General features: G+C 47.3%; 18 protein-coding genes and 1 pseudogene. 8 read left to right on the forward strand and 11 right to left on the reverse strand.

From position 1 onward, the window contains the following. Window positions 1-90 precede the first annotated feature (90 nt). Complete coding sequence (locus BLW49_RS20635) at window positions 91-462, forward strand: hypothetical protein (RefSeq protein ID WP_090726626.1); 372 nt, start codon at window positions 91-93, stop codon at window positions 460-462. A gap of 58 nt (window positions 463-520) precedes the next feature. Then, the gene (locus BLW49_RS20640) at window positions 521-4,156 is read left to right on the forward strand and encodes a chemotaxis protein CheB (protein ID WP_256209866.1); all 3,636 of its coding nucleotides are present in this window, start codon (window positions 521-523) and stop codon (window positions 4,154-4,156) included. Window positions 4,157-4,276: 120 nt separating this feature from the next. On the opposite strand, the gene BLW49_RS20645 is transcribed toward BLW49_RS20640, so the two are convergent. Then, complete coding sequence (locus tag BLW49_RS20645) at window positions 4,277-4,861, reverse strand: GNAT family N-acetyltransferase (protein WP_090726628.1); 585 nt, start codon at window positions 4,859-4,861, stop codon at window positions 4,277-4,279. A 182-nt stretch (window positions 4,862-5,043) separates the two neighbouring features. Between BLW49_RS20645 and BLW49_RS20650 the strand changes: the two genes are divergently transcribed. The 5 genes from BLW49_RS20650 to BLW49_RS20670 are packed head-to-tail and all read left to right on the forward strand — an operon-like array spanning window position 5,044 to window position 12,253. Then, complete coding sequence (locus tag BLW49_RS20650) at window positions 5,044-6,021, forward strand: ABC transporter permease (protein WP_256209867.1); 978 nt, start codon at window positions 5,044-5,046, stop codon at window positions 6,019-6,021. 23 nt (window positions 6,022-6,044) lie between these two features. Further along, window positions 6,045-6,935 carry a carbohydrate ABC transporter permease gene (locus BLW49_RS20655; RefSeq protein ID WP_076312327.1) on the forward strand — a complete coding sequence of 297 codons (891 nt, stop codon included), beginning with the start codon at window positions 6,045-6,047 and terminating at the stop codon, window positions 6,933-6,935. A 55-nt stretch (window positions 6,936-6,990) separates the two neighbouring features. Further along, window positions 6,991-8,658: an extracellular solute-binding protein gene (locus tag BLW49_RS20660; RefSeq protein WP_090726629.1), complete on the forward strand. Its 1,668-nt coding sequence runs from the start codon at window positions 6,991-6,993 to the stop codon at window positions 8,656-8,658. Between the two features lie 48 nt (window positions 8,659-8,706). Further along, complete coding sequence (locus BLW49_RS20665; protein ID WP_256209869.1) at window positions 8,707-10,707, forward strand: cache domain-containing sensor histidine kinase; 2,001 nt, start codon at window positions 8,707-8,709, stop codon at window positions 10,705-10,707. Continuing rightward, window positions 10,676-12,253, forward strand: coding sequence for a response regulator (locus tag BLW49_RS20670; protein WP_256209871.1), 1,578 nt, complete (start codon window positions 10,676-10,678; stop codon window positions 12,251-12,253). Before BLW49_RS20665 ends, BLW49_RS20670 begins: the two co-directional genes overlap by 32 nt. A gap of 110 nt (window positions 12,254-12,363) precedes the next feature. Here BLW49_RS20670 and BLW49_RS20675 read toward each other — a convergent pair whose 3' ends face one another. Both BLW49_RS20675 and BLW49_RS20680 read right to left on the reverse strand, forming a co-directional pair. Further along, window positions 12,364-13,341: an aldo/keto reductase gene (locus BLW49_RS20675; RefSeq protein ID WP_090726630.1), complete on the reverse strand. Its 978-nt coding sequence runs from the start codon at window positions 13,339-13,341 to the stop codon at window positions 12,364-12,366. 36 nt (window positions 13,342-13,377) lie between these two features. Beyond that, complete coding sequence (locus BLW49_RS20680; RefSeq protein ID WP_047912966.1) at window positions 13,378-14,112, reverse strand: Fic family protein; 735 nt, start codon at window positions 14,110-14,112, stop codon at window positions 13,378-13,380. Between the two features lie 185 nt (window positions 14,113-14,297). Between BLW49_RS20680 and BLW49_RS20685 the strand changes: the two are divergent. Further along, window positions 14,298-15,133 (forward strand): annotated as a pseudogene (locus BLW49_RS20685) (alpha/beta fold hydrolase). 75 nt (window positions 15,134-15,208) lie between these two features. On the opposite strand, the gene atzF reads toward BLW49_RS20685, so the two are convergent. The 8 genes from atzF to BLW49_RS20725 all read right to left on the reverse strand — a co-directional run bounded on the left by atzF (window position 15,209) and on the right by BLW49_RS20725 (window position 25,674). Then, a complete protein-coding gene (atzF, locus tag BLW49_RS20690; RefSeq protein WP_090726754.1) occupies window positions 15,209-17,026 on the reverse strand; it encodes an allophanate hydrolase in 1,818 nt (605 codons plus the stop codon). A 77-nt stretch (window positions 17,027-17,103) separates the two neighbouring features. Further along, on the reverse strand, window positions 17,104-18,753 hold the full coding sequence (locus tag BLW49_RS20695; protein WP_090726632.1) for a PucR family transcriptional regulator: 1,650 nt from the start codon (window positions 18,751-18,753) through the stop codon (window positions 17,104-17,106). A gap of 50 nt (window positions 18,754-18,803) precedes the next feature. Then, entirely contained in the window at window positions 18,804-20,081 is a 1,278-nt protein-coding gene (locus tag BLW49_RS20700; RefSeq protein WP_076312320.1) for a cytosine permease, read from the reverse strand. A 58-nt stretch (window positions 20,082-20,139) separates the two neighbouring features. Next, entirely contained in the window at window positions 20,140-20,829 is a 690-nt protein-coding gene (locus BLW49_RS20705; RefSeq protein WP_090726633.1) for a biuret amidohydrolase, read from the reverse strand. A gap of 441 nt (window positions 20,830-21,270) precedes the next feature. Beyond that, complete coding sequence (locus BLW49_RS20710; RefSeq protein ID WP_076312318.1) at window positions 21,271-22,752, reverse strand: hypothetical protein; 1,482 nt, start codon at window positions 22,750-22,752, stop codon at window positions 21,271-21,273. A gap of 149 nt (window positions 22,753-22,901) precedes the next feature. Next, entirely contained in the window at window positions 22,902-23,594 is a 693-nt protein-coding gene (locus BLW49_RS20715) for a response regulator transcription factor (RefSeq protein ID WP_076312641.1), read from the reverse strand. Between the two features lie 5 nt (window positions 23,595-23,599). After that, the gene (locus tag BLW49_RS20720; protein WP_076312317.1) at window positions 23,600-25,075 is read right to left on the reverse strand and encodes a sensor histidine kinase; all 1,476 of its coding nucleotides are present in this window, start codon (window positions 25,073-25,075) and stop codon (window positions 23,600-23,602) included. Window positions 25,076-25,338: 263 nt separating this feature from the next. Further along, window positions 25,339-25,674 (reverse strand): nuclear transport factor 2 family protein, encoded by a 336-nt coding sequence (locus tag BLW49_RS20725; RefSeq protein WP_076312316.1) that lies wholly within the window; start codon window positions 25,672-25,674, stop codon window positions 25,339-25,341. Window positions 25,675-25,772 lie beyond the last annotated feature (98 nt).

Raw genomic sequence — 25,772 nt, forward strand, 5'->3', positions numbered from 1 at the left:
ATAGATATCGTCGTTTATATGAGAATAATGACACTTCTAATTAATTACATCAAATTCTTCCGGTTTAATCAAATAATAAGGTGATGATTGATGACTGATGGAACACGTTACTATGAACATCTTGTAGCTGAGGTCATTTCAAAGATCTATGCAAATGCGCCTGAGCTGGCGGATAGATATGGGGAACAGGGAATCATGAAATGCAGAGAAGATAATCTCCATCATATGAAGCATCTTCATACCGCATCTGCACTGCGTAATCCTAACTTTTTTATTGATTATGCCGTATGGCTAAACGGGATACTTGTCATTCATGGGATGCAAACACGTCACTTAACAGATAACTTTCGTTATATCTCCGAGTCTCTTTATTTGCTTGAAGATCTGGACGAACCTACATTAGATTTCTATCGCTATTGTCTGATCGCAGCAATCGCCCAGCTTGAGCCCGGTATTGAATAGTCCGTAACAGTTCGTAAACAACGTAACTTATGAAAGGACATGGAAGGGGAGTAAGCGCATGGAACGAGAGTCTTGGAACATCTCGATGAATGAAGGGGGGGATCACAAGCAATTGGAATCCTCCTCTCCGGTATGTGTAGTAGGCATTGGTGCTTCTGCAGGCGGACTTGAAGCATTAGAAGTGTTTTTTGATCATATGCTTCCGGATTCGGGCATGTCCTTTGTCGTGGTCCAGCATTTATCGCCGGACTACAAGAGCTTAATGTCAGAGATTTTGTCAAAGTATACGACGATGCCCATACGGGTCGCAGAGCATGAAATGGAGATCCTGCCTAATCATGTCTACTTGATTCCTCCTCGTAAGACGATGACCATCAGGAATGGTAGATTGCAGCTGGCAGACGCAGTTAAGCAATCCGCTATTCATTTGTCCATTGATGATTTCTTCGTCTCTCTGGCTGCCGAATACGGCAACAGAGCTGTTGGTGTTATTCTGTCCGGGACCGGAACTGACGGCTCCAAGGGCGTCATAGAAATTAAAAAAGCAGGTGGTCTTGTCATCGTCCAGGACAGGCAGTCAGCCAAATTTGACGGCATGCCAAGCTCTGCCAAAATGACCGGCAAGGTCGATGATATATTAAATCCCAAGGACATGTCGGAGAAGCTTCTCCAGCATATACGCACATTTGGAGTATACCCGCTTGTAGGAGAGCAGGAAAGAATGAGTACGGAGCAATTTATTCAACTGATTTTTGAGAAAATAAAAGAAGAGAGCGGCATTGACTTCACATATTACAAGCGAAACAGTGTGCTGCGCCGGATTGAACGCCGGATGACGATGAACAATGTCAGCTCCATTCAGGAGTACATGACCTATCTTGAAGAGCATCGGGATGAGCTTACTTCGTTAAGAAAGGATCTCCTTATAGGCGTTACGAACTTTTTCCGGGATGCAGAGGCCTTTCAAATTATTTATGACCAGGTGCTGCCCCGTATCTTTGAGAAGAAGAGCTATTCTAAGGAAATCAGGGTATGGGTGGCTGGATGTTCAACTGGAGAAGAGGCTTACTCTATGGCTATCCTTCTCAAGAAGTACGAGGAGCAGCTGGACGATGATTATAATATAAAGATTTTTGCAACTGATCTGGACAAGGAATCCATAGAGTATGCGAGTCAAGGGATATACTCGGAGAGCAACATTCATCATTTGTCGGAAGAGGATGTTGAGCGGTTCTTTATCAAAGATGATGATATGTTCCATGTGAGCAAGGATATTCGAAAGATGATTATTTTTGCGCCTCAAAATATTATTAAAGACCCGCCTTTCCGTAATTTAGATATGGTTACTTGCCGGAATATGCTCATTTATTTGCAGCCGGAGATGCAAGTGAAGGTGTTATCGTTATTTCATTTCGCACTTAATCCGGAGGGCTTTCTCTTCCTGGGTCCGAGTGAAACATTGGGGAGATTTGCGAATCAATTCGATGCCTTTGACCGGAGATGGAATATCTTCTGTCACAAGAGTGGTAAAATGTCCTCTGATCCCGAATCCGAAGCTCAGTCTTTCTCTATGGAAGAAAGAAGCTCCAGCCAGCATTCCTATCGAAGAACAGCCGCAGCTGCGGTTCAGCCAAGAGAACAGGTCCATGTTAAACGATCTGGCGATCTGTATACCATGCTTGCAGAGGAGCATATCTCCCCCGGGATGGTCGTCAATCATCATAATGATGTGATTCATTTGGTTGGAGCCATAAATGAGTATTTAGTGCTGTCTCAAGGTAAACCCAGTTGGAATCTGTACAAAATGATTGATCAGAATGTCGCGGTGACCGTATCCACTGGAATTCAGAAGGTGCGTGATTCAATGCAAAATGTGGTGTACCCTGCACTCCGTATCCAGACGAACCAGGGGGACCGTTTGATCGATCTGCATATCCGTCCTTTTTCGCGAAAGAACAAAGCATACGAGAAATATGTGCTGCTCCTGTTTGAGGATCCGCAGCATTTAAAGCAGGCTGAAGATGTCGTCATGGAGCCTGTGCATATTGATAATACACTGAAGATGCGTATCTTTGAGCTGGAGCAGGAGCTGCAGCGATCCGAGGAAACGCTGCAGGCGACGGTAGAGGAGCTCGAGACTTCCAATGAGGAGCTGCAGGCTACTAATGAAGAGCTGGTGGCTGCAAATGAGGAGCTGCAGAGTGCAAACGAAGAGCTGCAATCGGTTAATGAAGAGCTGGTAACGGTGAATACCGAGTTTCAATTCAAGATCCAAGAGCTTACGGATGTCAACAATGATATGAATAATTTCCTGGGGAGCACCCGAATCGGTACCATTTTCTTGGACAAGCGAATGTGTATCCGGCGATTTACGCCTGCCATTACGAAGGAGATTAATCTGATGGATGTGGACTATGGACGTCCTATTCAGCATATTTCACATCACTTTCGATATGAGAGACTTGTGGATGATGCGCAGCATGTGCTGAAGACACTAGAGCCTCTGGAGAAGGAAATTCAAAGCACAGACGGCACCTGGTACAGCATGAGAATATTGCCTTATCGGACAGAGGATAACTTCACCAGCGGTGTCGTGCTTACTTTTGTCAATATTACAGATTTAAAGGCTGTGAATGAAGAGCTGACGAAGCTCTCTTACGCCATTGAACAGAGTCCGAGCATGACGATCATTACCGATGTCGTAGGTAAGATTGAATATGCGAATCCGAAGTTCACCGAAGTGACAGGGTACTCTTTGCAGGAAGCGAAGGGGCATGATCTAGGCTGCTACAGCTATAGTGATTTTTCAATGAAGGATGTGTTCAAGACTTCTCTGGACGGTGAAACGTGGAAAGGGGAAATCTTAAGCTACCGAAAGAACGGAGAGGAATTCTGGGAATCGGTCAAGATCATTCCGATTACAGATAAGCAGGGCCAAATTATTCACTTCGTGAAGTTATCCGAGGACATCAGCGAACGCAAAAATGCGGAGGAGATGCTGCGCAAGACGGAAATGCTCTCGGCGGTAGGACAGCTTGCAGCCGGCATTGCCCATGAAATCCGTAATCCGCTGACTGCCTTGAAAGGCTTCACCAAGCTGCTCTCTAAAAAAGAGGATGGGAATGCCTACATCGAAATTATGCTGACCGAACTCAACCGGATTGAGCAGATTGTAAGCGAGCTGCTTGTGCTCGCGAAGCCTCAGGCCGTAGAGTTCACAGAGCATGAGCTGGAACCGATCATTCAGGATGTCATCATGCTGCTGGAGACACAGGCCATCATGAATAATGTGGAGATCACTGTAATGTATGAACAGAATCTCAAAGTCATGTGTGTGGAGAATCAGCTGAAGCAGGTATTCATTAATGTCTTGAAAAATGCGATTGAAGCCATGCCGGGCGGCGGGAAAATTAATATTGCCGTCAAGTTGAACGATAATGGCAATATCATAATCTCTTTCGTGGATAACGGTGCAGGTATACCGGAAGCCAAGCTGGCTCGAATTGGAGAACCGTTCTACTCAACGAAGGATAAGGGAACGGGTCTGGGTCTCATGGTCAGCTATAAGATTATCCAGAATCACCAAGGAACCATACACATTGAAAGTGAAGTAGGAAAAGGAACAGGTGTAATTATTGAAATTCCAACCTCGAACAACCAGGCTCGAAGCCTGCTGCATGCAGAGGGGAGTTGACGCTCCTCTCTTTTTAGCATTTAGATGATGACAAATTTCAGTAAAACAGGCCGGGTCGCTGTAAAGTGACCCGGCCTGTTTATTGTAAGGTTCTTTGAATGTGAACCATTCATTATTATCTTAAAACTCTTGACCCCGAACCTTCGAGAATACACAGGTGTCACGAATCGTGCCATCTACCCCGATACTGTCTCCGCGCAGTGTACCTTCCAGTACAAACCCTGCCCGTTTGGCTACATTAGCACTGTTTGTATTTCGGGCATCGCAACGGATTTCGATACGATTCGCGCCAAACTCCTTCACTGCAAAATCGGTAATGGCATGCACCGCTTCTGTGACGTAGCCTTGCCTGGTATGCGAGCTGTGAACCCAGTAGCCGATCTCGAACTTCCGGGTCTCCCAGTTGATCCGGTGCAGTCCGCTGCTGCCGATGAGACTGCCAGTATCCCTCTTAAACAGCAGGAGCTGCAGATCCGTGCGCTCTGTGAAGCGAATCGCGGACTGCCTGATCTGTGTTTCGGATTCCTCTATCGTCGGGGCCGTCTGGGCCCAAGGCATCCATGGTGCCAGCTCGGCGAGGCTTTCTTTAACGGCCTGGTTTGTTAGCGTACCGTCACCCGGTCTCGGTGCACGAATGATCAGCCTTTCACTATCTATACTGTCCGGGAAATTGAGCAGAATCGGATTGAACTTGGTGTTGCTCATAGCAGCCCCTCCTAGAAAATTTTTCTAATAAACATAACATGGTACGTGTTGATGATCAACCCGAAAAATGAGCACCAAAAACGAAATTTGACACCTTATCAACCTCTTGAATTGAAAGTATGATGTATTTATCAAATGTAAGTGCTTACACATGAATATTACAAAATGAAGGGGGCTCCTCTATGGACATGGAACCTCGCCAAGCACCATCCGTTTCTGCTAAGAATGCCAAGGCTCCCCGAGCTTCAGCAGCACTCCAGCTGGGAAAGAAATTCCTTAGACAGAAGCACATACAGACAATGGCTCTGCTTGGTGTAGCCTGGATGTTCATATTCAACTACATCCCGATGTACGGCATTATTATCGCATTCAAGGAGTACGACATTATCGGCTCCATATCCGAAGCGCCCTGGGTAGGGCTGGAGCACTTTAGAGAGTTCCTGGATGATGATAGTCTCGGCAATGTGATTCGAAACACGCTCGGGATGAGCTTGCTCAAGCTCATCATCGGTTTTCCGCTTCCGATCCTGTTCGCCTTGTTCCTCAATGAGCTGAGAAGCATTAAATTCAAACGCACGGTGCAGACGATCTCCTACCTGCCTCACTTTCTATCATGGGTTGTTCTTGGAGGGATCCTCGCGACATGGCTGTCGGATATCGGGATAATCAATAACATTTTGATGGCACTGAATATCATTGAAGAGCCGATCAGCTATCTGGCCGAGCCCAAATATTTCTGGTCGATCATTATTGCCTCTGATATATGGAAGGAGCTTGGCTGGTCTGCAATTATCTATCTGGCAGCTATATCCAGCGTATCACCTGAAATGTATGAGGCAGCAACGATAGATGGCGCTGGACGATTCCAGAAGATGTGGTACGTTACGCTGCCATCCATCAAATCGACGATTACCATTCTGTTCATTCTTGCGGTGAGCGGTGTGCTGAATTCTAACTTTGACCAGATTCTCGTACTGCGCAACTCCCTGAACGACAGTGCAAGTAATGTCATCGACTATTATGTGTACCAGACCGGAATTTTGTCCGGGCGTTATTCTTATTCGACGGCAGTCGGCTTGATCAAATCGGTCATTGCGCTCATTCTGCTGCTGCTTGCTAACAAGGTATCGAAGAAGATTAACGGAACATCCCTTTATTAAGGAGAAAGGAGGGGTCTATAGCCTTGTGGACGCTTAATCGCAGAACCAAAGGGGAGTTCGCTTTTGATACGATTAATACCCTGATTATGCTGATTGTTTGTTTTCTGACGATGTATCCCATCTGGTATGTTCTTGTAAATGCCTTCAACGATGGAACGGATGCCATGCGCGGCGGGATTTACTGGTGGCCTCGTGAGTTCAGTCTCGATAATTTCAAGGCGGTGTTCGATAGCCCCGGCATTATGACGGCAATGGGCATTACCGTTGCGAAGACGGTGGTTGGTACTGCCGTGCACGTCTTTTTTACCGCCATGGTGGCTTACGCCTTCTCTCGCAAGGATTTGATCGGAGGCAAGCTGTACATTCTGATGGGAACCGTCACTTTATTCTTCGGGGGAGGACTCATTCCGACCTTCCTGCTCATTCGGGATTTGCATTTGCTGGACAATTTTCTCGTCTACATCATTCCTGTGATGTTCAGCTTCTTCGACCTCATTATCTTTATGACCTTCTTCCGGGAAATTCCCGAAGGACTGGAGGAAGCTGCACGTATTGATGGTGCCAATGACTGGTCGATCTTCCTGAGAATTGTGCTCCCGGTATCCCTGCCTGTCATCGCGACCATTTCTCTCTTCCATGGCGTTTATCAGTGGAATGATTATTTTACCGGGATGATCTATATCAATAATACCGATCTGCAGCCGATACAGACTTATCTGTACCGAGTCGTTGCCCAGTCGAGCTCTAATCAGATGGTGGCGGCTGTGCAGGGAACGGCAGCAACCAAGACGGTGACTTCACAGTCGATTAAACTGGCGACCATGGTCGTCACGACGCTTCCGATTGTGTTCGTATATCCATTTCTGCAAAAGTACTTCGTAAAGGGGATGATGATCGGATCAATCAAGGGTTAAGCGTAACGCACAGTATAGGAACGGTATATAAATAAGCCGAAAAGGGGTAAAATGCATGAACCAAACATGGGGCATGAAAAGAGTTCTGATGCTACTGGCTTCACTCGTACTTATCTTTACCACGGCATGTTCTTCCTCGGGAGGAGCAGAAGAGACCGATACAGAGACACCGGACACAGAGACGCCAGCCGTTCAGCTGACGAAGGATGATCCGGGTTGGAAGGTGGATACTTCACCGATTACATTTGATTGGTACTTGAATTTCTCCTGGTTTCCAAACCAGTGGGGCGTAGATCCTACCACGAAATATATTACAGAAAAAACAGGTGTCAGTCTTAATTTTATCGTACCAGCAGGAAATGAAAGCGAGAAAATGAATACTTTAATAGCATCCGGTAAACTCCCGGATTTCATTACGCTCGATAAAGGCGACGATGCCGTTCAGAAGATGATTGACGGAGGGCTGGTGCTTCCGCTGAATGAGCTCGCAGAAGAATATGATCCATACTTCTTTACTGCATCGGATGCAGCAAAGCTGTCCTGGTATACACAGCCGGACGGTAAAGTATATGCTTATCCGAATGCTTCTTCCTCACCGAAGGATTATGAGCAGTATGGTGACACTTATGTATCTAACCAGGTCTTTCTCGTGAGAAAAGACATGTATGAAGCGATCGGCAGTCCGGATATGCGAACTCCGGAAGGCTTCCTTGCCGCACTTGAGGCGGCCAAAGAGAAGTTCCCTGATGTAAATGGTCAGCCGCTCATTCCACTCGGTATGCATGAATTTACAGAGAACGGCAACTACTCTCTCGAAGGTTATATTCAGAATCTCCTTGCGATTCCGAAGGAGAAGGACGGCAAGCTCTACGACCGGGCAACGGATCCTGAGTATGTGAGATGGCTTAAGACCTTGCGTACGGCAAATGAAAAAGGGCTGTTATCCAAGGATATCTTCATCGATAAACGTCCGCAGATGGAAGAGAAAATTGCTCAAGGAAGATACTTTGCTATGATTTATCAGCGCAGTGACCTTGCTGCCCAGCAAAATACGCTGTATGCAAACGATCCAAATTCTGTATACATCGCGGTAGATGGACCATCCAACACCAACTTGGATACACCGACCTTGGATGGACCGGGAATTTCAGGCTGGACGGTGACATTGATCTCCAAGAATGTAAAGGATAAGGCACGTGCGATCCGCTTCCTGAGCTACTTGAACAGTGAAGAAGGCAACAAGGATCTCTACCTAGGTGAGAAAGGTGTCACTTACGATACGATTGACGGCAAGGATCAGTTTAAGCCGGAAGCCTTAGAACTGCTGAATAAGGATCGTTCCGCCTTCGACAAAGAGTACGGTGCTTCATTTACCTTCTGGATGCTGATGAACACGAATATTACTGCACAGTGGACTCCGCCGTCCGTTGAGCCGTTCAAGCAAATGGAAGATTGGACCAAGGGTAAAACAGTAAGCGCTTCCGAGTTTGAATTGCTCAATCCGACAGGGAACTCGCCGGAAGGGATTATCAATACGAAGCTTGCTCAGCTGTGGGGCAAGACGCTGCCGAAGCTCCTGATGGCAGAATCCGAAACAGAGTTTGATTCCGTCTGGACGGAATATCAAGAGAAGCGCGAGAAGGAAGGACTTGCCGAGGTTCTGGCCTTCCAGCAGAAGAAATACGAAGAGAACGTTACGAAGCTGGCTGAGTTCTTGAAATAGGCTGACAAGTCCAGACTAGCTGTATAAATATGTAATGAGATGGTTCGAATGACCCGCAGACTGCGGGTTTTTCGAGCTTTCACCTGCAAATACAAGCAGAAATGGGATGGATTTATTGTGATGAGAAGAGGAACCAATCTGGTGCAGGGCTTTGTCTCCTGGTGGGAGCACCGATCTCTGCAGAGTCGTCTGATTGCAGCGTATATTGCCATAATACTGGTGCCGAGCCTGCTCGTATCCATCGTTTCTTTTCGTGCGATTAATGAGACCTATATGAAGGATGCGGTAGACAAGAGTGCCTATATTCTCGATATGGAGAAGCTGCATATCATGAACCAGATTGAGTCCATGGAGCGTTCGGCGCAGCTTGCTGTTTCAGACAAAGAGGTGCTGAATTATTTAACGAGGAAGACAGAGCCTCCTCTGGGAGAGCTGGTCGATTTTAATATGAGCGCTTTTGTAAATCTGACAAGAATCCAGTTCAACAATCCGAACATCGAGCATTTGCATCTGTTCACGGACAATCCGTATGCCTATGAAATATGGCCGATTATTTACAATGAACGACGAATCAAGGACGAGATCTGGTACAAGGATACGTATGGTCTTGGCGATCTGCAGATGTGGTCCTTTCAGCACACCGACCGAGATCTTATTAAACGAACGGTAGAGCAGGAGCCGAAGGTATCTTTGCTGCGTGAGATTAGTGTCATTAGTGGAGAGCATTCCGGCATTATTCAGGTTGATATGCTGCTCTCGGAATTCTCACCCCGAACCTTTACGGTCCAGGATGAGCAGTCCCAGCTGTTTCTGGTTGATGAGGAAGGAGAGATCTTCTCGCGCGCGAAACAGTCACTGCTCAGCAATGCTCCCATGATGGAGCAGGCGATTCAGGCTAAATTCCAAGCGTTGTCTGATGGCGAACCTTGGCAGATGGAGTACAAGGAGGCGGGCAAATCCTATATTTTTCTGAGCGTCCCGCTAGAGGGATTGAACGCCCATTTGCTGAATGTGCTGTCCATGGAGGACGTGCTGGCCCAAATATCCAAGATCCGTAACACGACGATCGGGATCAATATTTTGTTTATTGTGATCTTTACAATTATTGCTTATGTACTGAACTCCTTCATTCTGAAGAATCTCGTCAGACTTACGGATGCGATGAAAAAGGCACGCCGGGGCGAGCTGTATACAGGAGTCGTCATCCGGGGCGGCGGGGAGATTGGCGAGCTGGCTTTTCATTTCAATAAGCTGATGAACAAGATTAACGAGCTGGTCGCTGTGGCTGTCCGTAAAGAAGCGATGTCCAAGGAAGCCGAGCTCAGAACACTCCATAATCAGATTGACTCTCATTTTCTGTACAATACGCTGGAGAATATCCGAATGCTGGCCGAGATGGAGGATCAGCGGGAAATTGCGGATTCGCTCACCTCACTTGGGGGGATGATGCGATATAACTTTAAGTGGTCAGGGGATTATGTGAAGCTGAGAGATGAGCTGAGGCATATCCGAAATTATATTGAAGTCATGAATATCCGGTTCGATACACCGATTACGCTGATTGTAGATGTACCGAATGTAATGCTGGAAGCCGAAGTGCTGAAGATGTCGCTTCAGCCCATTGTGGAGAACAGCGTCAAGCATGGCTGGTATGAGGAAGCCGAGGTGACCGGATCCAAGGATAAGACGATTATCATCCGGGCAGAGGCAGTCCGCGGCAAATGCCAAATCTGGATCCAGGATAACGGAACGGGCATGGCGGAGGAAGAGCTGAAGCTGCTAAGGAATCAGCTCCACAGCTCAAGCTGCGAGAAGGTGAATTCAGGAGAAGCTCCTGCTTCGAGTGCAGTGAACGAGGTCAGCCGATCGGATCGATCTGCTGGGATTGGGCTGATGAATGTGCATCAGCGGATTCAGCTTTTTTTTGGAGCACAATACGGTCTGATGCTCCATAGTACACAGGGTGTGGGTACGATCGTTACCATTACTTTGCCAACAGTGGTCATGACAGGGGGAGATGAAGGTGAGGAAACTCATAATCGTGGATGATGAGAAGAATATTCGCCTGGGACTTAAAACGATGATTGAGCGGCAATATCCATCAGCCTATCATATTGAACTGGCCTCGAATGGACAAATGGCGCTTGAGCTGAACCGTGCATCTCGTGCAGATCTGATATTAACCGATATCCGCATGCCTGTACTCGATGGCATCCGGCTGCTGGAAGAGCTGGATCGGGAGCCGGGAGGAAGAAGGCCGGCCGTCGTGCTGCTGAGCGGCTATGATGATTTTGAATATGCGAAGACGGCGATCCGGTACAAGGTGAAGGATTATTTGCTGAAGCCGATTCAGCGAACCGAGCTGTTTGATATGCTGAATCGGGTGGATAAGGAACTGAGCGAATTAGAAGCCGCGAATCTGGAACGAACTCAGGAAAAAAATGAGCTGCAGATGGAGCAGCGCAAGAATTGTTTAAGGCAGCTTCTATTTGGCAGAGGGCCTGTGATGGAAGAAGAACTCCAGCAGGCAGCTCATATTATACCAGCAAGCTCTTATGCTGTCGCGATGGTGCTGTGCAGATATGTAGATGGGTCCGTTATGCCTACAGGGGAAATTCAGCGTCTGGTCGAACGGCTTAGTCATTCGATGGATGTTCGGCCAGAGCTTGTCCTCACGGATATAGAAGGAAGGCTTATTCTCGCAGGAAATACCGCAGACTGGTATCAGGCACTGGCGAGACAGGCAGAACAGAAGGGATGGAACGGATTTCGGATCGGAATCAGCACGGAGCAGAGCGATCTGGCACAGGTTCGGGAGCAATATCTTGAGGCACAGGCTGCGCTGAGATATACGTTCTTGCATCCAAGCGCTTATTATATCGAATATGATGCAACGCTCACGAATCGGATGAATCCTCCACTGCCGTATGGCAGCCTGCGGAAGCTCGGAAATATGCTGGGAACGGATAGGGTGGATGAGATGAAGAGGCTGCTCGCCTCTATTTTTGAACTGGATCATCTGAAGCAGATGGATATGACTTATCTTGAGAAGGTAAGCGGGTTAATCAATGAGAATGTGTTCGATGAGGTGTTTAGGAAATACGGGGAGTCCTCGGTGGAAGTACTGAAGATGTATAGGCTGGTCGGCAGCCTGAACAATTTCCAGAGCTTTAACGAGTATTACAGAAAGCTGGAATACCTGCTGGTCAGCGTAAATGATTATGTGTCCCGTATACGGCTGGCGCATAGTGAGCATGCGGATATGAAAGAGGCGATCCGTTATATACAGGAGCATTACGAGCGTCCTCTGAATATGGCGATGGTCAGCAATCATGTATCGCTTAATTATTCGTATTTCAGCGAGGCGTTCAAGGCATATACGGGAGACAACTTTGTGTCTTATCTCAAAAAGGTACGTATCCAGCGGGCCAAGGAGCTGCTGCTTAACAAATCTACCATGAAAATGGCGGAGATCAGCCTCGCGGTGGGCTTTGAGAACAGCAAGCAGTTCTCCCGTGTATTTAAAGAGCTGGAGGGCGTATCTCCGCATGAATATCGCCAGCTCGGAGGCATGGACACAGAACGTGGAGAGTGAAGCTGAGCGTTATTGAAGCTTCAAGCGGTGAGGCTGGGGAGCAAGCAGACATAAGGAAGGCTGGACAATGAGCTTACGGGGGGCGTAAAGCTTAAGGTCCAGCCTTTGTATTATTCTATGCGGTAGGTAGCAAAAGGTTTCGAATAGATAAATCGGTCGCTGATCTCACCCAGCTTCTCGGCAAGCTCGGTATTGATCTCGATGTCGAGACTTCTCAAGTTGTCATCCAGCTGCTCCGTACGAGTTGCGCCGACGATGACGGTGGATACAGCAGGCTGGTTCATGAGCCAGGCAATGGACAATGCACTTGGAGCATGTCCGGTCTCCGCGGCAAGATCAGCTACCTGCTGTCCAAGTGTTACATTATGATCCTCCAAGAATCGCTTGAAATTCGGATCTGTTTCTGCCCGGGAGCCGGCGGGAGCAGAGGACTTCTCTGTATATTTTCCAGTAAGAATGCCGCCGGCTAGTGGGAAATAAGGAATGATGCCGACACCTTGGTCCAGGCACATGGGAACGAGCTCGCGCTCCGGCGTTCGGTCTGCCAGTGAATAGCTGACCTGATTGGAGACAAAACGCTCATAGCCTCTCAGATCGCTGATGCCGAGTGCCTTCATCAGCTCCCAAGCCGCATAGTTGGAGGCACCGATATAGCGCACCTTGCCTGCACGAACCATGTCATCGAGTGTTCGCAGTGTTTCTTCCAGCGGTGTATTCGGATCGAATGTATGAATCTGATACAGATCCACATAGTCGGTTTGCAGCCGCTTCAGGCTGTTCTCCAGCTCCTGCTGCAGATGATAACGGGAAGAGCCGCGTCCATTCGGAGCGTCATTTCTGGCGACGAGTCCGGCCTTGGTCGTAAGCACAACCTGGTCTCTTTTTCCTTTTAGCGCTTGACCGATAATGCGCTCGGATTCTGTTCCGGCATAGATGTTGGCGGTATCGATAAAGTTAATTCCGCTGTCGATCGCATGATGAAGAATGCGGGCTGAAGTCTGTTCATCTGCTCTTTTGCCGAAGGAGTTAGTGCCAAGACCGAGAAGAGAGACCTGCATGCCGCTGCGTCCGAGGTATGTATATTTCATAAGTATCGCTCCTTTGCTAGATGGTATAAGTGAGGTTTAAGTGACAGATAGCATTAGTTCTAGATTAGACTTAACTTCAGCAGAGATGAGATCAATTAAGGGTTCTAGTTCCCCGTTATCTGCCTGCTCCAGTGCGGAGTAATAATCTTGGCGCTTTTCATTACGAATGATGGCAGGAGGATAACCATGCTTTAGCAACACAAAGTTCATCGCAAGCCGACTGACTCTCCCGTTACCATCTGTAAATGGATGGATCGCTGTGAGCTTATGATGAAGTAATGATGCAAGCTTCACGGGATGCATGTCTGAATTTTCGGTGTACCATTGTATTAGGCGTTCCATTTCATAAGGTACTTGGACTGCAGGAACATATTGATGGATATTCCCCGAAATCGTGAGCACATGATTATCCATCTTTTTGTAGTCACCAGGAGAAAAGTCAATATCTCTCACTCCCTGAAAAAGAATGGCATGAAAATCTTTAATAATCCGCTCTGTTAAATCTCTCTGTTGAATGGCTTCGTGAAGATAATCAATTGCTTCCGCATGGTTTATTATTTCAAGATGCTCTCTTAAAGATTTCCCCTTGACCGTCAGTCCTTCTCTTAAGAAGAATGCTGTTTCACGATAAGTAAAAGTATTTCCTTCAATTGCATTCGTATGATAAGTCCACTCTTCACGAAATTTCTGAGCGATGGTACTCATCAGCTTTGGGTCGATGGGACGTTTCTTGTCCACTTCTGTTCGAAGAGCATCAATTTGATTAAACATGAGCATTGTTCCTTCCCTCTTCTTCTTACTAGCATTATATCAAATGAAACTAGTTTCAATACTACTCCTATTGTTGCGATATGGCTTCAATTTACTCTCTACTTTAATTATAAACAATATATTGATTTAGATCAGGCTTGGAGAGGATATGGCAGCGACTCTTAATCAAGGAGGGACAGGCGTATATGAATTGGGAGAAGTGCAGTATTCAAACGGAGAGAGGATACTTTGAATATTTTAAAAAGGGCAAGGGATCAGCATTGTGCGTCACTCATTTGTATAGTGCATATGATGAGCGAGGAAATACATTTGCCAATCCTTTCACCAGTCATTACAGCGTATACTTAGTGAACCTTAAAGGCTGTGGGGGCTCAGATCGAGCAAAAGTAAAAAGTGAATATGGAATGCTTGAGAGTATTAAAGATCTGGAAGCAATTCGTAAATCACTTCAAATAGAGCGCTGGGGTTTTGCAGGTCATTCAACTGGTGGGATGCTGGCGTTAACTTATGCTATTGAATATCCGGCAGCGTTGACGAAGATCATTGCTGGCGGTACGTGTGCAAGTAAGGAGTACATACAGAATCCAAAGAGTATTTACTGTAAAGGTAATATGAATTTTAGACGCATTAGTGAGATTATGAACGCCTTAAATTCACCTGAACGACCCAGGACCAAAGACAAGCGCTTGGTTTTGAATGGGCAATGATGTCATACTATCGTGAAGAGAAACTGAGAGAGTCTTTAAAGATACCGAATAGTGGGAGAACAGTGGGTGCTCGCTTGAACTATTTTATACAAGTCGATTGCCGAAATTATGACGTTCGTGAGCGATTAAGCGAGCTCTCGATCCCTTCCTATATTTATGCAGGTCTCCACGATGCACAGTGTCCCTACGAGTATGGTGTGGAAATTGCAGATCTAATTCCAGGCTCAGTCTTCCGAACGTTTGAATATAGCAACCATAATCCTTTTGTGGAGGAAGCGGATGCCTTTGAAGAGTTTGTTGCGATGACAAAGTAAGTGATAAAAACTACAGACAGCCCTACAACTTCATCGTTGTAGGGCTCATTGTCAATTTACAATAGAAGAAACACTTTATGGGAGAGGGACCGCCTTTCGCCAGCCCCCGGCTTCGGTGATATTTTCTGCACCCTCTGCTGCATAAACCTCGCAGATAAATCCTGGCACTTCAGTCCCGTCCTCCAGTTCGATCTTTCCAATACCAAGGGGAGCAGGGATGGATGCCGTAAATTCACCAAAGGCTTCAAGCGGTATTTCCCATACTTCCAGCTGAATAGAGGCGCCTCCTTCATTCACTTTGATCAGACCGGGCTTAGCCGGTGATGTATTCAGCTTTACTAGCTGATACTTTGGTGCGGTCCGTGCCTCTTTTATGAATTTTGCACCCGCGGATTGCATTTGCACTTCCAGTGGATATCCCCTCATGTGAAGTCCGCATACGGCAACTTGTGTAGTTCCGGAGTTATCAGGAAGGCTTTCTTCTTTTGTCAGGGGAGAACGGAGATGCTCAATAGGTTCCTCTGTCTGGCTTTCAAATTTGGCCGCTGTATTAACAATGAGGTGCTCTTGTCCTGACAGGGCGAAGAACGTAATACCAAAAGGAAGAAGGTCTGCCGCATCGTCAGCCGGCACTGCAGCAGCGCATAAATCAAGCAGATTACAGTGATTGGTATATCGTCCCATATCCCTGTTTGCTGCAATCGGATTCCGGGCTACGTCTTCACGCCGCCATGTACCTCCGCAGGTCGGCATAACGAGGACCGAATTCTCAAGGAGCACAGCAGCCTGCCGTTTGTAGCTTTGCAGCCGGTGCATGGCCTGGAATACGGAGCTCGCACTATAGGCATCTCCTGCCCCGGAACGCAGAACTTTTTCCGTTACAGGAAAGGTGCTGCCGGGATGCGCTTCAATAAACGGACCAAGACCTGCCCAGCGCTCAGCAACCAAGGCATCGTCATACAGCAGTTTTGCTGCTTCCATAAATAGGTCGGTGTTTATGGGTTCTACTGGGATTCCGAGTGCTGCGAGCCGGTTCTTCGCTTGTCCCCATGCTTCTTTGTACTCCTTTTCAAAAGGACCGTAGAATAAATCTTTCTGATCGGGAATGAGGAGCTTAAGGGGTGCAGCTGAGGACTGCATTGGGATCGATCGAGACCAATGGTCCTTCTCATCGGCAGATCGTACAACTTCATCGATTAGAAGAGCCTCTTGCAGCCGATGTGTAAATACGGTAACACAATCCAAACTTGCCGACGCAGGTACAACACCCCGGAGGGACCATGCGCCAAGGCTTGGCTTCCAGCCGACCAGCCGGTTAAGTGCGGCAGGAACCCTGCCGGAGCCAGCTGTATCCGTCCCTAAGGCAAAAGCAGCCTGACCGCGTGCTACCGCAACGGAGGAGCCGGAGCTTGAACCTCCGCTGATCAGCTCCGGTCTATAGGCATTATGCGTGTCACCATACGGACTCCGTGTTCCGACAAGTCCTGTGGCAAACTGGTCCAGATTTGTTTTGCCGACAGGGACTGCGCCAGCATCAATCAGCTTCTGGACAACAGCAGCGTGTTCGGAAGGGGGGTAGGCAAAGTCAGGACATGCGGCTGTCGTAGGATACCCGTTTACATCAATATTATCTTTGACAGCAAAGGGAATACCCCAGAGCGGGTATTCTTCCTTATCCATCGTTTCGAGTCTCTCTAGATAAGGTGCAATACGCTCCATGGAAGGCGGGACAATCCATATATTCATGTCACGGTCTTCCTCAGCACGTAAAGTGATGGTCTCCATAATTTCCCGTGGTGTCAAGGCTTGGTCTTTATATAATTGCTGTAATCCAGAAATCGTTAATCTCTCTGGAATAACGTCATTAGAAACTCCGTATTTGTTTAATTGCATTGTTCGCCCGTTCCTTTCTGTGAAAAATACATTGCTGTTGTCTGATTCCGTTAGCTGATTGATCATCATATTCTCTATTAATCCTGCCGCATAAAATGAAGTTTAATCGCGATCTCCAGTTGAAGCCGGTCATCCGCATGATCAAAATCGATGTTCAGTAGCTCCTTTATTCGTTCAAGCCGGTGCGTAATCGTATTGTAGTGTGTGTAGAGCGCCGCGGCTGTTTTTTTGGCATTCATATTGTGCTCCAGATACGTTCTGGCAGTAAGAAGCAGAGACGCAGAATGCTTGCTGTCATACTCTATCAAAGGTGCGATATATGTATCCCGAAAAAGGCAGGCATCCTTCTCATCGGATAGCAGATACAACAAGCGATAAATTCCGAGCTCCTCCATGCTGACACTTGGCTTATCAATTCCAACAAGCCTTGAGATGAAGGCGATCTTAATGACTTCTTTGTAGCTCTCGTGAATAAGCTCCAGCGATGATACGGGCTTCCCGATACATAGGGAAAATGGAGGGTCGTTATGTCCTTGGAACAAACGACTGATTTCGCCTGTTACAAGTCGTACAGCAATAGCTTCTGATGATTCTGGGACGATAAACAGAAGTTCATTGCGGATGACCACGGCTTGAATGTCAACGGTATCTCTGCCGCGTCCCTCGGAACGAACAGCAGTCCGAAGTTTCATGACCGCCTGCTTCAGCTGCTCTTCACCTGGATGGCTGCCTAGCGGACGGGCTAATATAACAGATAACTTCTGGGAAGGCGGGAATATGATTCCGCTGGCTTCCGCTCGCATTCGGATGTCCGACTCTAGTGGGATGCGACCCAGAAGCCAGTCCTGAAGAAATTGATCCAAATATTTGTACTCTATTTCTTCGCGCATGCGAATCGTAGAGAGCTCCATGCCAATCAGCATGCCTGCTCTTTCAAGAATAAGAGTATCGAGCTCTGAGTGCGGAACATGTTTCTCTGCCGTAAGCAGCACAGAAGCGGAATGGTTATTCCCGCTGCCATGAACCGGCGTTAATCGGACGGGAGCTTCTTGTGCGTCCGCCCGGGAAGCGCTGGTTAAAGACTCAAGCTGCTTAATCCAGAACGTGTACGGCTCCATATCTGAATTTGCTGCCATTTCGTCTGCCGTGTCTGAGCTATACATCCGTCTGCTTTCATCAAACAGCACCGTAGGTCTATGGAGTATGCTTTCAAGGTAAGCGATCAGCTCATGCAGTGAGCTGCCATTCAACACGAGCTTGGACATTTGCTGGACATAGTTGTTGAGTTTAATGAGCATCTTGGTTTCCTGTGCTAACACTCTTTCCATCGTCTCCCGCTGCACATCAGAGAACACGGTATGTGGCGGCAACTCAAAGATAGGGAGGTTATACTCGTCCCCAAGCTTTAATGTCTCCTCGGGTATATCATCTAGGAAGCGCTTAGTCTTTACCCCTAATGCGGCAACACCCTTGTTGACGAGCTGTGGAATCATATCTGTGAGCATGGAGGGGTTATCCCGAAATGGGTAGCCGGTTGTCATTAGGAACTCGCCAGCTTTTACCCAATCCGTAATATCGGGTACTTCCATCACATTGACCCGGGTAATCGGATGGTGAAGTCCGTCCGCACCCGCACGGAGTCGAATTCCCTTCAGATGGGAGAGCTCAAGAATATCGGCACAAGTGAATTCTGCATCTTCAAGCAGGGGGATCGTCGGGTAAGTCATAGCTATTCCTCATTTCTTCTGGAGCTATCGAAAGAGAGAGTTGAAGTGAATCAGGATCTGCTTGCACCCGAGCTGCTGACTGCAGAGGCTTTGGCTGTATTTAGTGAGATCAGAAGATAAGCGGCTCCTCCTGCAAGCATGGATACAAAGGCTGTTGATAAGAAGGGTGCGAACTGCTCGACGGCAAGACCAATTAGTGCACCGATAATCCAGGCAGCAAAGGCAGGGATACGTACTGACTCGCTGATATCTGCTCCTTTACGCAGGAACAGCTGGTCACAGATAATGACAGCGCCGATAGGTGGGACGATAATGCCTAATAGATTAAGCCAGTCAGCGAAGTGATTCCAAGCCCCTGATACAGCAAAAATAGTGCCGATGACGCCGAGAACGATGGCGGTTTCCCGCATTTTGCGTCCGGTCAGACTGGACCAGCCTACTGCACCGTTGTATAAGCAATGAGCACATACACTTCCTAGATTAAGGAATAGAAGAAGAATAGAGATTAGAGCAATAGCGCCGCCTTTGCTGGCGATGTATTGGAATAGATCCGAATTCTGACTGGCTGCTGCTGCGATAAGTCCGCCAAATACCATAGCGATCATGCAGGCTAGAGGAAAAGCAGTAAACGTAGCGGCCAGTGCCTGCTTTTTATTTTTGGACCACCTATTAAAGTCAGCAGCCATCGTTCCAGAATCGATGAACAGTGAGATAACCATGGTTATGGCGATTCCCATACTGATCGCTCCTGTACCTTCGAAGCTGGTAATGGAGGATACGCCGCTGGCGGCAGCCGCATCGTAGACGGCCCAGAGTCCAATGATAAAGAAGAAAGGTGCGGAAACAGCACCGATATAAGTGAGGGCTTTGACGCCAAAAAGAGTGAGAACAATGTACAAGGTGCCGGCGATGAGTGTAATAACCAGAGCGTTCGTACCAAATGCTTCATGCATGCTGCTGCCGGTGAGTCCGGTTTGCACCGCGAACCAGCCGATAACAAGAGTAGAGAGCAAGCCGGAAACGATACGTGCCCCTTTGCTGCCGAAGGTGATCGCGGATTGCAGCGAGAAGTTGTAGCCTTTATTGGCAGACAGCATGGCTAGAACTCCTACATAGCCGAACAAGATCAGGTTGCCGATCAGGATGGACAGCATACCTGTCCAAAAGCCGAGTCCGCCGACGATTGCAGCACCAGTTACCGCGCTTGTCATAATCATGGGGAACCCGACCCAGACCAGCGATACAGAGAGCAGACTCTTACGAGCCTTTGCAGGGACGGCTGAATTCTCGTATTCTTCCTCTAAGATTTGATGTTCATGTTGACTCATATGGTTTCATCCCCTCGAAATGTAGATTTCACAATGAATAGAGCACTTGCGGTAAGCTTTATTTACGAAGTTGCTGAAGGGCAGCAATTACAGATTTGGAATCAGACACGGCACCGAATACCCCGCCTTGCATCGTGACCATGTGCAGTGCCGCCAAATGGTTGTTAGGGTCCGTTGCTCCCGTGCAGTCTTCGAGAATGACGCATTCATATCCACGGTCGTTAGCTTCCCGCATCGTCGTATGTACACAGACATCTGTTGTAATCCCCGTTAAAATCAGGTTCCGGATCCCCTTGGTCCGCAGAATCATATCCAAGTCCGTTGCATAGAAGCAGCCTTTGCCTGGCTTGTCCAGCACAACTTCTTCTGGAAGCGGAGCGAGCTCTTCAATGATGTTCCAACCAGGCTGATTTCGTACCAGGATTCTGCCGGCAGGTCCTTCGGAGCCGATCTCTGCTCCGATCTGCTTACTGCGCCATCTTTTGTTCGCAGGGAGATCGGATAAATCCTCGCGGTGTCCTTCTCTTGTATGGATAACTGTAAGCCCAGCGATCTCACGGACCTCTGCTAGGAGCTGCCGTATAGGTTCTATGGCACGACGTGTAAGGGAAAGATCGTAGCCCATTTGGTCAACATAGCCGCCGGGTCCACAGAAATCGATCTGCATATCGATAATAACGAGTGCTGTATTGTCAGCTCTAAAATCACCATCAAACGGAAAATGATAAGGCCTAGATTCAATATGCATGCTGTCCCACTCCTCTTATGTTTTAAAGATAAATGAAAAAAGTCGAAACCTTACATAACGTGTTATTATAATCACCTGATTTGTTATATTATATTACATGAATAATCAGAAGTCATTGTAAATATTTCATAATAAATATTATTTATGATTGTGAAATAGTTACAATTAAGCTGAGATCGAGAGTAAAAATATGAATAAAATCTTACATAACGTAGTTTTTATACGGTTTTATGGAGTGAGTGCATTGAGAAAATGACAATCCATTTTAGGTAAAAAATAATTAATAAGCGTTAGAAAATATGACATAAGAGAGGTGGGGAAGAACATAGCAGGAGGGATTTAAATACGTAATCCGAATTTCCAATTCAAAAAAACCTCCAAACCTGAGATGATATCAGGCTTGAAGGTTAATTCTGATCAAGAGATTGGCATGCCAGCGCTTTATTTTGCTTCAAACTGTACTGCTTCTGCAGTCGCCCAATTGCCTAATGGAGACACTTCATAGCTGACTCCAGGTACAAGCTTGGCTCCATTTTGCAGCTCGAATACGCCGGCTGCTCCTAAGCGGGTCTGTACCTTGTATTGTGCTGTCAGTGTTGTACCGTCAGAGCCCTCAAGCTGAATAGAGCGGTAAGCGAACAGCTCGTCTCCCGGGTCGGCAGTAAGCTTCACCTTTAAGGTGATCTCATCTGTTTGAGATACGGAGGCGATCTCCAGCGGAGCAATCGTATCCGCTACAAATGAATCGTTCTCCAGTGTGAACCAGTCGGAAGAGACGGTGTATGTCACTCCTGGCTCAAGCAAAGTCCCTTGCGGCAGACGGAATTTCGGCTCCTGTTTGCCGTCTGTCGACTGTGTGAATCCTACATAGCTTACCGTAATCGGCTCTCCGCCTTCTGGCGTCAGCGTTGCTTGACGAGTGGCGAGAGAAGAGATGACCTGAATCGGATTTCCGTCCCATCTGTTATTCTCATCCAGCACGATCGCGTTCGCACCCCGTCCGCCTGAATAAGCGGAGATCAGGTAACCATAGTCGATTACACCATTCTCACGGAACGAATCCACTTCAAATGTATCCTGCGCGACTTGGCGTGTACCGCTCATTCTGATCTTCTCATCGCTTGCTGGAACCTCAAATGTTTGCTCGCCTTTATATTGAAGCGTATAGGTTGCTCCAGGCTCCATCGTTTGAACGGGCACGATATAGGTAGCAACCGAGCCGGTCTTGAGTCTTGGCTGGTTGACCAGCTTGAGATTGCCCTCGTTAAAGTTGAAATTCGCTTGTGCTGCTGCTGTTGCTTCATCTTCAAGGGTCATCGGCTGATTGAATGTAACCTCAAACGTAATTTGATTCAGTGCTTTGATCGAGACGATCTGAGCTGATGCAGAGCGAATCGCTTTTTCTGCTTGTACGAGCAGACTTGCTGCATCACCGCGGGTAACATGGGACGTATCGAGCTGAAGCTGTTCCATCCAGTACTGAACCGATTTGATGTCACGCTGCAGTGCCTTGGCGATCATACTCGCCATCTGCGTGCCATCTGCAGGCTTGTTAGGCAAGAACTTTGAACCACTATCAATCAATCCATGCTCAGAAGCCGTGTTCAAATATCGGTCATACCACTTATCTCCCGGCTGAACGGGCTGGCTGCTTGGAGTCAGCTCCAAGGTGAGCACGATCAATTTTACCAGTTCTGCATTGGTTACGAGCTGATCGGCCATCATTTGACCGTTTCCATACCCATGAAGCACGGCTTTGTCGATCAGATGCTGAATCGCCTGCTGGGTCGAGTTTGCGATTACGTCCTGCTGTCTAACCGCAGAAGGAAGAGAGGCTGCACTTACTTGATAGGGAAGCAGCGCTCCTCCGGCTATAATGGTGGATAATCCTAGAATGACCGCCTTTTGATTTGCTTTTCTCATATTTCCTCTTCCTCTCGATCTAATGTGGTGTTCGCCTATGCGATAATTCTATGGTAAACGACCACTCTAAATCGGCTGATAAGGAAATATAAACAATTTCTAAACAGAGTCATAACAATTCGCAAATTGGCCGGCGTCTATAGTTATAGCTATACGGCGAAGCGGTAGCCTGCTCCCCATACCGTTTCAATAAACTGGGGATTGGACGGGTCAGCTTCAATCTTCTCGCGAATACGCGAAATATGTACGGTAACGGTCGCAATTTCTCCGTTTGATTCGAATCCCCAAATCCGTTCAAACAGCTCCTCCTTCTTAAATACCCGGTTTGGATGCTCTGCCAGAAACACCAGAACTTCGAATTCCTTAACGGTCAGCCCGATTTCCTTACCGCGAAGAAATACACGATGCGAAGCTTTATTGATGGACAGCTCACGAATATCAATCGTTGCCTGCGGAAATTCCTGCTTCATACGAGTAAATCGTTCGTACCTTGCCATATGGGCTTTTGCTCTTGCGACCAGTTCGTTAGGGCTGAATGGCTTCGTTATAAAGTCATCGGCACCGAGGCCAAATCCTCGAATTTTATCAATTTCTTCTTTTTTGGCAGATACGATCAGGATGGGAACATCGAGCTTCTCTCGAATCTGCCTGCATATCTCGAAGCCATCGATTCCCGGCAGCTGCAAATCCAGAATGACAAGATCATAACCACCGTGCAGTGCTTTATTCAGTCCTTCCGATCCGTCAAGCGACAAATCGGCTTCATAGTCGTGGAGCTGGAAATAATCGCGCTGCAACTCGGCGATGTATGGGTCATCCTCTACGATCAATATCCGTTTCATCTGCTTCACCTGCGATCCTCAAATAATTTAAGTGTGAAATGTAAGGCGAGTCCTTGACCCGGCTCGCTGTCTGCTCCAATCTGTCCGCCATGTCCTTCTATGATTTGCTTAGCAATGGCAAGGCCGAGGCCGCTGCCTCTAATCGCTTGACTGCGTGAAGGCTCTTCCCGATAAAAGCGTTCAAAAATATGGGGCAGCGAGTCCGGATGAATTCCCGGCCCGTTATCGGAAATTCGCACAACAGCGAATTCATGCTGCTTGTCTATGCGAATGGTGATTTGTTTCGGGGATTGCACCATATATTTCAAGCAATTGTCAAATAAATTGAGCAGGACGCGCTTCAGCTTTTCGCGGTCGGCAAGCACATACAGCTGTTCCTCAGATAAGGTGTTATTCCAGACAATCTCAACTCCGTGGTTATCGAATTCAAGAGTGAGCTCGTTTACAACCTGCCGAACACAGCCGTTAAGGTCTACCTGTTCAAAGGAAAAAGGCTCTTTGTTCATATCCAGCTTGGAGTAGAAGAGGAGCTCGTCAACGAGATGCTCCATATCTGCAGCCCGGGTATGAATAGCATCTACATAGCGCCCAAGCTTCTCCGGCGTATTCGTTACACCGTCCCGAATCCCTTCGGCATAGCCCTTGATGGTCGTGATGGGTGTCCTCAGATCATGAGATATGTTCGAGAGCAGCTGCTTGCGATTGTCCTCATAATGAAGCTGAAGCTGAATGGAGTCGTGAAGTTTCCTCCGCATATCCTCAAAGGCCATAACCAGCTGACCCACCTCATCGCCGGAATTCGTACTCAGCTCCTGGCTCAAATCACCACCCTTGATCTGTTCTGCCGATTGTCTAAGCCGGTCCAGCGGAAAGATGATCTTGCGCGTCACGTATCTGTACAGCAGAAAGCCGGTCAGAAGCAGGACACAGACGAATACGATGATGAGAATCGGCAGCAGGGTCCGAACGATCTCGGCGAATGGGCTGCGCTCACGGAGAACAAAGATGCTTCCCATGTCCTGCTTCGCTTCATCGAAGTAGAAATCAAATTTGGCATAAGAGAAAAATTGGTTCCCTGAATTAAGCGTGCTGCGAATGGCGTAATTGCCCATCTCGTAATCCGGCAGTACCTGATTGAGTTCTCTGGAATTCAAGGTAGGCGTTGAATAGATGAGGGCATCGTTATGTCGAACTGCAAGCTGTGCCTGGACCATCTTCAGCTGCAGATCGTATTCCTCAAGTCTTTCTTTATCCAGTAGCAGCTTGGGATCGTGCTTAGCTAAATATTTCATATCCAGAAACAAGTTCTCTTCTTCCTCAGACAAGGGATGGAGTGAGTAATGGATATTATAGAAGCTGCTGATGCTCCGAAAATCGCCCGTAACCGCTACAGACAATAAATAGGCGGCCGAAACAAACAGAATGACGGAGACGACAACAACAGATGTAAAGGAGAGCAGCAGCCGAAAGCGGATAGACATTTAATTTTCTCCTTCCTCATTCCATCAAGACAGGGGCAATATGGCTTTGCCACGATATGTTTCTGCCACTGCATGTTACTTTTCCGAGCTGAATATTAGTATATAATGGATTTTCTCTCAAGCACAGCGCAAAAAAAGCTTACGATAAGTCAAAGCTCTAAATCGATCGAAAATATGAAAAAAAGGCCTGCCCTCTAGTTATGAGGTACAGACCTTCTATTGTATAGGATAACTCCGAATTGTAATCCTTGGATATTGCCTCATTATCCAATGAATCTTACGTGTGTAATCAGACCATTCTCGACACGATACACTGGCACAGCCAGCAGTATGTCTGTTCTGCCGCGATGTCCTGTGACGGATTCATGGTCAATGACATAGTTATTGTGCACAATGCGGTTCGTAATGGTTGCGTTCAGCTCAGGGCTGATCTCGAACAAAGCCGTATAGCGCTCGCGGATTTCTTCTTTGCCAGAGTTCTGAATGTTGCCGACAGCATCTTCAATGACGCAGTCCTCGTGATAGGTAGCGAGCAGATCTTCAATATTTCGCGCATTGTACGCGGCTAGCTGTGCATCAATAACATCAGTAATGGACACGGTGATTTCTCCTTTTTCTCTCGTAAAATGAGTTTAATGTATTAAAGCTTCTCCGCATTGTATCACAAAATTATTTTTTGCAATATACCTTTTTTGTA

Source organism: Paenibacillus sp. PDC88, assembly GCF_900106725.1.
Lineage (GTDB): Bacteria > Bacillota > Bacilli > Paenibacillales > Paenibacillaceae > Paenibacillus > Paenibacillus shunpengii.